Source organism: Micromonospora sp. DT4, assembly GCF_049841675.1.
Lineage (GTDB): Bacteria > Actinomycetota > Actinomycetes > Mycobacteriales > Micromonosporaceae > Micromonospora.
In genome coordinates this window covers 1-2,116 of the sequence record NZ_JBNCKT010000255.1, presented here as the reverse complement: position 1 = coordinate 2,116, position 2,116 = coordinate 1, and the positions used below count along the sequence as shown (strand labels likewise).

Below are 2,116 nucleotides of genomic sequence, written 5' to 3'. Positions count from 1 at the left end.
TAGCGGCCGGATCTGTCAGCGCCGGCCGCCGTCATGATCGTCAGTAGTGCCGTTGACCTGCACTGTCAGACGACCGCTCGATTCCGCGGGTGAGGGACGGCGGGACTGTGAGATCCGGTCGGTCTCACAGCCGCCCACGACGGTGGACGGCTCCTCTCCGCGTGCGGTGCAGGTGAATGTCAGGGCTCCGGGTCGGGGCCGCTAAGGGAGCGCAGATAATTAACGCGCTGTCTTGATCTCTAGCGGGGTAGTGATTGCTTGTGTGGTCGCGTAGCTGTAAAGGTCGTCGAGTGTGGCGAGCCGGTGTGGGCTGGGCTGGATGACGTGTCCGGCTTGCTGTAGGAGTTGACGGATTTCGCGTAGGTGTCTGTTGATCGTTTCGGGTCGGACGGTGAACAGGGCGGCGACGGTGACCTGGGGCAGACCGAGTCGGTGGTGGAGGATGGCGGCTAGGAGCCGGTCGGCGAGGGTGAGGACGGGGCGGCGGCCGGTGCCGGGGGCGGTCTGTCGTGGGCGGTGGCCGCGTCGTTTGTCCAGGCTTGCTTCGCGTTGCTGGTCGTGCAGGGTCAGCAGCGTGGTGATCAGGTTGTCCCACTCGGGCGTCGGTAATCCGGTCAGGGTCGGGTGGCGTAGCCAGGCCAGGTCGGGACTGGGCTGGTCGAATGGGTCCGGGGCGGTGATGACCTGCTCGTATGCCTCGGGGCGCAGGGCGTAGTTCCAGTCTGGGTGCCACTCGTGGCGCTGTAGCGGCAGCGCGTTGATCTGCCGGTCACTGATACGGATCCCGGTGTCGTAGGTGCTGGTGTCGAGTTCGGCGTGCACGCGTAGTCCGGTGCGGGTCGTGGTGGCGGCGATGGTCTGCACGATGACCTGGTGGCTGGTCAGCGGCCGGCCTCGCCAGTTCATGGTGATGTGGGAGAACAGCCTGTGCTCGACTTTGTTCCACTTCGAGGTGCCGGGCGGGAAGTGACACACGGTGATCTCCAACCCGGTCTGGACGGCGAGGGCGGCCAGTTCGGCTTTCCAGGCGCGGATGCGGTAGCCGTTGGAGCCGCCGGCGTCCGCGGTGATCAGCAGCCGTCGGGCCTGTGGGTAGTCGGTACGGCCGGCGGCGTTCCACCAGCGGCGGATCGACTCGACGGCGAACGCGGCGGTGTCGTGATCGGTGCCGACGTTGACCCAGCCGCTGTCGGCGGCGAGGTCGTAGATGCCGTACGGCACCGCCTTGCCCAGGCTGTCGCCGGGGAAGTCGTGGGTGAGGGTGGCCGCCGGCTCGCCGTGGGGCCGCCACTGCCGGCCGGCGTTGCTGAACTGGCCGATCAGTTCCTTCTTCTTGGTGTCCACGCTGATCACCGGATCGGCGCAGTCGTGGTGGTCTTTGACCTGTTCGTTGATGTAGTGGAACTGCGCGTCACGGTCCGGGTGCTGCTTGCCCTCGATGGTCTTGACGTTGGCTTGCAGGCTGAATCCCTCGGCGCGCAGCAGATCAGCGACGGTGTCAGCACCGACACGGTGACCTTGACGGGTCAGTTCCTCGGCCAGCTTCCGGGTCGACTTTGTCGTCCACCGCAGCGGCGACACGGGATCGCCCCGCTCATCCGGCTCGACCAAGGCCAGCAGCGCGGGACGCAGGCCAGGATCCAGCACGTCCGCCCGTTTACGGCCTCCACCGGGCCTACGCACCCGGCCCAACGGCTGCGCACCAGCATCCAACTCATCGACGCCCAACGACACGGTCGCCTCACGGGCCCCGGCGGCCCGCGCGACCGCCCGGATGCCGCCGTGCCCCAGCACCCGCGCTTCAGCCCCCATCAACAGCCGACGCTGCCGCTCGTCCAGATGCGGGAAAATCGCCTCGAACTTCGCCGCGAGCATCTGCCGGGTTTCCTCCATAACCGCCATACCACAGCAACGAACGAGGTTCCGCGAAGCTACGGGTTATTTTTCTGCGCTCCCTAAGGTCGGTGTCGGGGAAGCGGTGCGGGTTGGTGGCCGGGTTGTCCGGGCCGTGGTCGGAGGGCAGTTCGTGCAGCCAGCGTCGCGGCCCGGGGTCGGTGGTCAGCGTCCAGGCAGGCCCGGCGGGGTGCTCGCCGTGGAGGCCGGTGGCCACGGGCAT

The 2,116-nt window shown here is 67.6% G+C and carries 1 protein-coding gene and 1 pseudogene; both read right to left on the bottom strand.

Annotation, left to right across the window (positions count from 1 at the left end; all coding sequences use genetic code 11):
* Positions 1-219: 219 nt before the first annotated feature.
* A complete protein-coding gene (locus ACLQ24_RS29400; RefSeq protein WP_425894993.1) occupies positions 220-1,902 on the bottom strand; it encodes an ISAzo13 family transposase in 1,683 nt (560 codons plus the stop codon).
* 58 nt (positions 1,903-1,960) lie between these two features.
* A pseudogene (locus ACLQ24_RS29395) lies at positions 1,961-2,116 on the bottom strand (replication-relaxation family protein); the annotation flags it as partial.